Annotated in this window: 6 protein-coding genes; 3 read left to right on the forward strand and 3 right to left on the reverse strand. The window is 62.7% G+C overall.

What is annotated here, in order from left to right; translation table 11 throughout:
- Positions 1–329 precede the first annotated feature (329 nt).
- On the reverse strand, positions 330–1376 hold the full coding sequence (locus JQ629_RS32500) for an alpha/beta fold hydrolase (RefSeq protein WP_212416080.1): 1047 nt from the start codon (positions 1374–1376) through the stop codon (positions 330–332).
- A 149-nt stretch (positions 1377–1525) separates the two neighbouring features.
- Between JQ629_RS32500 and JQ629_RS32505 the strand changes: the two genes are divergently transcribed.
- On the forward strand, positions 1526–2071 hold the full coding sequence (locus tag JQ629_RS32505) for a MarR family winged helix-turn-helix transcriptional regulator (protein ID WP_212416081.1): 546 nt from the start codon (positions 1526–1528) through the stop codon (positions 2069–2071).
- Between the two features lie 16 nt (positions 2072–2087).
- Here JQ629_RS32505 and JQ629_RS32510 read toward each other — a convergent pair whose 3' ends face one another.
- Both JQ629_RS32510 and JQ629_RS32515 read right to left on the reverse strand, forming a co-directional pair.
- Positions 2088–2510 carry a hypothetical protein gene (locus JQ629_RS32510; protein ID WP_212416082.1) on the reverse strand — a complete coding sequence of 141 codons (423 nt, stop codon included), beginning with the start codon at positions 2508–2510 and terminating at the stop codon, positions 2088–2090.
- A gap of 206 nt (positions 2511–2716) precedes the next feature.
- Positions 2717–2983 carry a His-rich protein BRANT gene (locus JQ629_RS32515; protein WP_212416083.1) on the reverse strand — a complete coding sequence of 89 codons (267 nt, stop codon included), beginning with the start codon at positions 2981–2983 and terminating at the stop codon, positions 2717–2719.
- Between the two features lie 326 nt (positions 2984–3309).
- Here JQ629_RS32515 and JQ629_RS32520 point away from each other — a divergent pair, with 326 nt between their 5' ends.
- On the forward strand, positions 3310–3849 hold the full coding sequence (locus JQ629_RS32520) for a tetratricopeptide repeat protein (RefSeq protein ID WP_212416084.1): 540 nt from the start codon (positions 3310–3312) through the stop codon (positions 3847–3849).
- A 323-nt stretch (positions 3850–4172) separates the two neighbouring features.
- Entirely contained in the window at positions 4173–6833 is a 2661-nt protein-coding gene (locus JQ629_RS32525) for an EAL domain-containing protein (protein ID WP_212416085.1), read from the forward strand.
- Positions 6834–7113 lie beyond the last annotated feature (280 nt).

Below are 7113 nucleotides of genomic sequence, written 5' to 3' on the forward strand. Positions count from 1 at the left end.
GTCATCAAGCCAAACAACGTGACCTCAATTAGGTTGCTTTGCGGCAATGCCGGAGCACCTGACGGTGCTCAACTGTGACGGCGCGGCAACAAAGCGCTTTAGTTCCCTCGCATATAAGGTTTTTTCCTGCGTTAACTGGCGGGTATCCCGCTTTGTTGATGTCGGAGATGACTAAGGCAAGGTTCAAGGGTCGCCAAAAAGTGATTGAATTGCGTTCGTCTTTTCGAGCCGGAGGACCCTCCGCTAAGCCGGAGGACCCTCCGCTAAAGAGCGCCATTTGGGGCTTCCGGGACGCTCGATTTCAGGCTCCCGGAAGCCCGTCCCGGCTCTCAATAGCCGGCAACGTCGATCACCGCCTCGGCAAACGCCTGCGGCGCCTCCTGGGGCAGATTGTGCCCGATGCCCCCGGTGATCAGGCGGTGTGCATATCTGCCTGAGAACTTCTTGGCATAGGCGGCAGGATCGGGGTGCGGGGCGCCATTGGCATCGCCTTCGAGGGTGATTGACGGCACCTGGATTACCGGAAACGCGGCGAGCCGCTTCTCCAGATCGTCGTATTTCGCCTCGCCCTCGGCCAGGCCGAGCCGCCAGCGATAATTGTGGATCGTAATGGCGACCTGATCCGGGTTGTCGAGGGAGGCCGCGCTGCGCTCGAAGGTCGCGTCGTCGAAATTCCACTTCGGCGAAGCCAGTTGCCAGATCAGCCGGGCAAAATCGCGGGTGTGTTTCTCATACCCGGCCCGGCCGCGCTCGGTGGTGAAATAATACTGGTACCACCAGGCAAGCTCGGCCTTCGGCGGCAGCGGCGCCTTGTTGGCCTGCTGGCTGCCGATCAGATAGCCACTCACCGCGACCAGTGCCTTGACCCGCTGCGGCCAGATCGCCGCGACGATGTCGGCGGTCCGCGCGCCCCAGTCGAAGCCGGCGATGACCGCCTTCTCGATCCTGAGCGCATCCATCAGATCAATGACGTCGACGGCGAGCGCGCCCTGCTGGCCGTTGCGGAGCGTGTCGCTGGAGAGAAACCGCGTGCTGCCGTAGCCGCGCAGATGCGGGACGATCACCCGGAAGCCGGCCGAGGCCAGGATCGGCGCGACGTCGACGAAGGCGTGAATGTCATAAGGCCAGCCGTGCAGGAGGATGACCGGGGGACCATCGGCGGGTCCTGCTTCGGCGTATCCGACGTTGAGGAGGCCAGCATTGACCTGCTTGATGGCAGGAAACGACGTGTGCGTCCCAGGCTTGATCGCCGTCACCGGTTTGGCGTTACCGGACTGGGCGCCGGCCGGGCCAGCCAGGGCGAACTGGGCGGTTGCCAGCGTCGTGGCCACGGCGCCAAGAAAACGGCGGCGACCAAGGTTGATGGTGTCGGACATTTGGGTCTCCTTCGAGATGCATCGAATACGATTTATTCGAACGCGATCTAATTAGCGTCATAAATCCTGATGTCAACCCTTCCGATTTAATCGTATCCGATATATATGTTCACCGGACGTCACGATCAGGTGTGTCCGGGAGCATCAGGATGAAACCGACCAAGTCTTCGAACCCAACATCGTCGAGCCCAACGTCTGCGGATCCCCGGCCATCGGATCCCAAGCTCGCCGACTTCCTGTGCTTTGCGGTCTACTCGGCCAACCTCGCCTTTGGCCGGGCCTACAAACCGCTTCTCGATGAACTCGGCCTCACCTACACGCAATACATTGCGATCGTGGCGTTGTGGGAAAACGACAATCAGACGGTTTCTAGTCTCGGCGAAAAGCTGTTTCTCGAATCCAACACGCTGACCCCGATCCTGAAGAAGCTCGAGACGATGGGTTATCTGCGCCGGCAGCGCGATGCCGCCGACGAACGCCAGGTGCTGGTCAGCCTGACCGAGGCCGGGCGCGGGCTGCGCGAAAAACTCGGAGGAAGGAATCTGGTGAAGGCTTCCGGGCTTTCACCGGAGGAATTCCCCAAGCTGCAGAAGGCCGTGGTCACGGTGCGCAACAACCTGATCAAATCAATGCAGGGTACGCCGACCGGCGCGCCGGCAAGCCCCCCGCCCGCGGCGGCAAAGCAACGCGCGTAATCCTGAGCGCTCATCGCTACCGCGCCATCTTTTCCAGGTCGGGGAAAGGCGCATAGACCGCACCGGCGCAGGGCTCACTGGCGTTTTCAATAATGCGGTCGAGCCGGCCATCGACGTAAAGTATCGCGCGTTCGCGCGGTTCGGCGTAATTGCCGTCGGAATCGCGCGGGCTGAAGCGCAGGCAACTGACGTAACGCAGCCGTCCCCCGACGACGCGTTGTATCGGCTCCGCCATCACGGCGTTACGCACGCCGACCGGATTGTTGAGATAGGTCCTCATGAACGAAACTATATCGCCCTTGTAATTGTTGGGAAACGGCTGGTTGGAGACGCCGCGGTCGTCGGTATAGGTAATGCTCCTGCCCTCGTCGCTGCCCGCACAGGCCGCGAGCACGATCGGCAGCAACACGGTCGCCGCAAATTTTGCTGATGTCCCCAAGCGTAAGTCTTCCACCTGCCCCCGAGGCTATCTCTTAGACCGGGCGGCGCCGAAATGGAATTCGCAACTCGGTTATCGCGCCCGGCTGGACCGCTGAAAACGGCGCCAACCCACGGCCATTGGGGGAGCAATGGCGCGTGGGTTGGCCTGATACCCGCCGGCGCGGCGGGGGCAATGGGGATCGAACCGCGCCCGCGGATCAGTGATCAGCCGCGCCTGCCGTGCGGAACGTGCTTGAACACGAATTTCGGCGTGGTGTGCGTCTTCAGCAAGCCGATGTGCTTGTGGTGGCGATGATGGTGGCGATAATGCTTGTGGTGATGGCGGCCCATCCGCGCATTGGCATTGAAGAACTTCGCATTCGCCTGCTCCGCCCTGATCGGCGCGTGCATGGTCTTGCCGGGCGAACCGGCCAGCGCGGGTGCGGCGAGAACCGATACGGCAAGCAGCGCTGCGGAAATGGTCTTGAACATGGTTGTCTCCTCTTCCATGGATCGCAGGACTCTCCGGCCACGTGACCGACCCCTCGCAGATCATGCAGACGACGCTAGCGACCACGCGCTGAACCCGTCGTGAAGCGCCACGCCGGACTTCATTCATCTGCATGACATCTTCGTCATGTTCCCAGCGCAATACGTCCGCAGCGCAAAAAATCACGGGAATGGCATTAAGCGTTTGGGAATGTTCCCGACCGCCAGGTGTTCAAATCAACGAGCTTCGGTATAGGATGGATGGCACCGTCCTTTTCTACTGATTTTCTCGAAGTCGGGTTTCTTGATCTGTTCAACTGGAGAGACGCATGACCAAACTTGCTATTAGGCTTCTGACGCTGGCGATGTTGACGCTGGCGCTAACGGCGGCTCCCGTCGTCAGCGTGGTCTACGCCGCACCCGACAGCGATCCGCCGCCGCCGCCCGACAAAAAGAAGAAGAAATCCAGCGAAGTGCGCCCGAGCACGCAGGAAACCGCATTTGCAACCGGTTATCGCGCCGCTTACGCGGCGATCTACGATCGCCACGACTACGCCTCGGCGATCGAACAGTTGAAGGCGCTCGGCCGCGACGACAGCGCCGCGGTCGCCAATCTGATCGGCTACTCCTATCGCCAGCTCGGCGACTACAAGGTGTCGCAGATCTGGTACGAGCGCGCGCTCAAGGCCGATCCGACCCACGTCAAGACCTGGCAATATTACGGCCTGTGGCAGGTCGAACAGGGCAACCGCGAATCCGCGCAATACCATCTGAACAAGATCGCGGCGCTTGCCGGCAGCTCGAGCGAGGAATACCGCTCGCTCGCCGCAGCGCTCGAAAAGCCGCCGGGAACCGGTCTGGTTTACTGAGCCGTCAACGGCCCTCGCTTCGTGGCGGGGGGCGCAGGAATACGAGCAGGAATACGAAAATGGATGGGTGCCGACGCGGTCCGCCGCCGGCACCTTTCCTTTTTCTGCCACGCACACGGAAATTGCGCTGCAGCCTGGCCGCTGAGGCCGGTCGCTTCGGATATTTATTAGCGAATCCTTAAGGATGATCTCTTTCCGCCAGCCGGGGCGGGATCGAAGAACCATTTCAACACCCATGCTCCCTAGGCTTTTCACCAAAATGACGCCGCCGCCCTATCGGACCAAGGCCCCGATGGGTTGCAGGCGGGTATCAGGGTTGGATGATGAGCACAGGCGATTACCCCGTGGCCGAAACGCCGGACGTTCTGCTGGCCGCGCTTGAGCGGGCGAACGACGCCGTGCTGATCCTGGATCGCGAGCTTCACGTCAGCTATTGCAACGCCGCGGCCGAGCTGATCTTCGGGCTCAACCGCGCAGCAGCGCTCGGCTGCCATGTCGGCGATCTCGGGCTCAAGGACCTGCAACATCATCATGTCGCGACGCCGGCCTCGGACCAGGTGAGCCGCAACGACGTTCCGCATGGACGCACCGCCGAGATCACGATCGCGCGCAAGGATGGCAGCCGGATTCGTGTGGCGCTTTGGCTTTCGAACATCGAGATCGACGGTCAATGCCGCACCATCGCATTCGTGCGGGACATCACCAAGGAGGTCGCCCGGCGTGAAAGGCTGGCCCTGCTCTCGCTGGTCGCCGACCGGACCAGCCGCGCCGTTGTCGTCACCGATCGCAATCTGCGGGTCGTCTACACCAATGCCGCGTTTACGGGAATGTTCGGGTACTCGCTTGAAGAGGCGAAGGACCGGCAGGCAGGCGAACTGCTGGTGGGCCGCCATACCGACCGCAGGACGCTGGCCAAGCTGCGACGCTGGGTCGGCGAGGAAGCCGGCGGCGAAGAGGAAGTCCTCGCCTACGACAAGAACGGCGACGAAATCTGGGTTTCGGCCAACGTCAAGACGTTCCGTGACGGCCGCGGACGGTCCAACTACATGTTCGCCCTGCTGACCGACATCTCCGAGACCAAGCAGCTGCGTTCGCTGCAGCAGCTGATCATGAGCGCGCTGGCCGATGAAATGCCGATCGCCGACATCGCCGACCGGCTTTGCCGGCGCGTTGAAGAGATCGCGCCTGACGTCGTCTCCTCGCTGCTTCACATCGACGCCGGCGGGCTGGTTCACCCGCTCGGCGGCCCCAGCCTTCCCGAGGACTATTCGCGGGCGCTGGACGGCGTCGCGATCGGTCCGAACATCGGCTCCTGCGGCTCCGCGGCCTATTTCGGCAAGCCGGTGCTGGCGGAGGACATCGACACCGACCCGCGCTGGCAGCCGTTCAAGACCCGCCCGCTCGAGGTTGGCCTGCGCGCCTGCTGGTCCACGCCGATCAAGGGCAAGGACGGGCGCGTGATCGGGACCTTCGCGTTCTACTACCGGGAATGTCGCGCGCCCAGCCGCTGGCATCAGCGGATCGTCGACGCCTGCGTCGATCTCGGCGGGCTCGCGATCGAGCGCAAGGAGGCCCGCGCCCAGATCGCGCGGCTCGCCTATTACGACATGCTGACCGGCCTGCCGAACCGCGCGCGCCTGCGCGATCTGATCCTTGAGGCGACCAACGCCTGCGCCGACGGAGGACACGTTGCGCTGGCGTTTCTCGACATCGATAATTTCAAGGACGTCAACGATACGCTCGGACACTCGGCCGGCGACGAATTGCTGGTCGGATTTGCCCAGCGCCTGCGCGCGCAGATCCAGCCGGGCGACATGCTGGGGCGCCTCGGCGGCGACGAATTCGTGATCGTGCTGCCGAACCGCAACGCGGCCGAAGCCTCGCTGATGGCGTCGCGATTGACGGAGGCGCTGGTCAATCCGATTCAGATCGGCGCCAAGCAGGTCGCGATGTCCGCCAGCATCGGCATCAGCATGTATCCGGACAACGCCACCGATATCGATACGCTGATCCAGCAGGCCGATGCCGCCATGTACAAGGCCAAGCAGGCCGGCCGCTCCACGTTTCGTTTCTTCAGCGCCGACATGGACCGGCTGGCCGAACAGCGGCTGGCCCACAGCGCGGCGCTGCGGCGCGCGCTCGCAAACGACGTTCTGCAGTTGCAGTATCAACCGCAGATCCGGACCAGCGACGGCGGCATTTACGGCGTCGAGGCGCTGGCGCGCTGGTATGATCCCGTGCTCGGCGACGTCTCGCCTTCGAAGTTCATCCCGCTCGCCGAAGAGTGCGGACTGATCGAACAGATCGGCATGTGGTCGCTCCGCGAGGCCTGCCGGCAAATGGCGGAATGGCGCGGCGCCGGCGTGGATATCCCCTGCGTATCGGTCAACCTGTCGCCGATCAATTTCCAGAACCCGAACCTGGCCGCAGCGGTCGCCGGGATTCTCGCAGACCATGAACTGCCGCCGGACGTGCTGATGCTCGAGATCACCGAAGGCGTGATCATGAACGAGCGCTCGGTTGCGATCGAGACGATGCACGCGCTTCGTGACCTCGGGGTCGGCCTTTCGCTGGATGATTTCGGTATCGGCTATTCGAGCCTGAGCCGGCTGGCGCATCTGCCGATCCGCGAGTTGAAGATCGACCGCAGCTTCATGCACGATGTCGAGAGCGACCCCAGCGCGCTGGCGATCGTGACATCGGTGGTTCGCGTTGGCCAGAGCCTGCACCTCACCGTCGTCGCCGAAGGCGTCGAGAACGACGAGCAGCTGAATTTGCTGACCGAACTTGGATGCGACGTGGTGCAGGGATTTCTCTACGCCCGCGCGCTGTCGCCCGACGCGTTCGGCCGCTGGCTGCTCGACCATAGCGCCGCGCAGGCGAGCAGGATGCTGAGGCACGTCGGAAAATCGCTGGCCGAGACTTCACCGCGCCGCTTCCGGCACGAATTCGTAAAGCCACTTTCATCGTCGTCCCGGCCTTGAGCCGGGACCCATACCGCGTGATCTCTCGATAGAGGCTCGGTAACAGAGACCTTCCGCAAAACTTCTTCCTGTGGTTATGGGTCCCGGCTCAAGGCCGGGACGACAGCGATGTTTGTCGCTGCACCGAGGCCCAAACATGATTTCGCGTTCTCGCCGCGCATTGCGCCCGAGCTTTGCCAGAAATTTCCTTGCCCTCCTAAATGAGAGGGCGCAGGGAAGACCGGGTGCGCGCTGCACCCGCGGTCTCGCGTGCGGTTTGCACAAAACAAAATGCACACGA

The sequence above is a fragment of the Bradyrhizobium sp. AUGA SZCCT0222 genome (assembly GCF_018130205.1).
GTDB lineage: Bacteria > Pseudomonadota > Alphaproteobacteria > Rhizobiales > Xanthobacteraceae > Bradyrhizobium.

What these genes read in the sequence shown, in the direction of transcription:
- JQ629_RS32505 (WP_212416081.1), top strand. Translation starts at nt 1,526, where the DNA reads ATGAAACCGACCAAGTCTTCGAACCCAACATCGTCGAGCCCAACGTCT.
- JQ629_RS32525 (WP_212416085.1), top strand. Translation starts at nt 4,173, where the DNA reads ATGAGCACAGGCGATTACCCCGTGGCCGAAACGCCGGACGTTCTGCTG.
- JQ629_RS32500 (WP_212416080.1), bottom strand. Translation starts at nt 1,376, where the DNA reads ATGTCCGACACCATCAACCTTGGTCGCCGCCGTTTTCTTGGCGCCGTG.
- JQ629_RS32520 (WP_212416084.1), top strand. Translation starts at nt 3,310, where the DNA reads ATGACCAAACTTGCTATTAGGCTTCTGACGCTGGCGATGTTGACGCTG.
- JQ629_RS32515 (WP_212416083.1), bottom strand. Translation starts at nt 2,983, where the DNA reads ATGTTCAAGACCATTTCCGCAGCGCTGCTTGCCGTATCGGTTCTCGCC.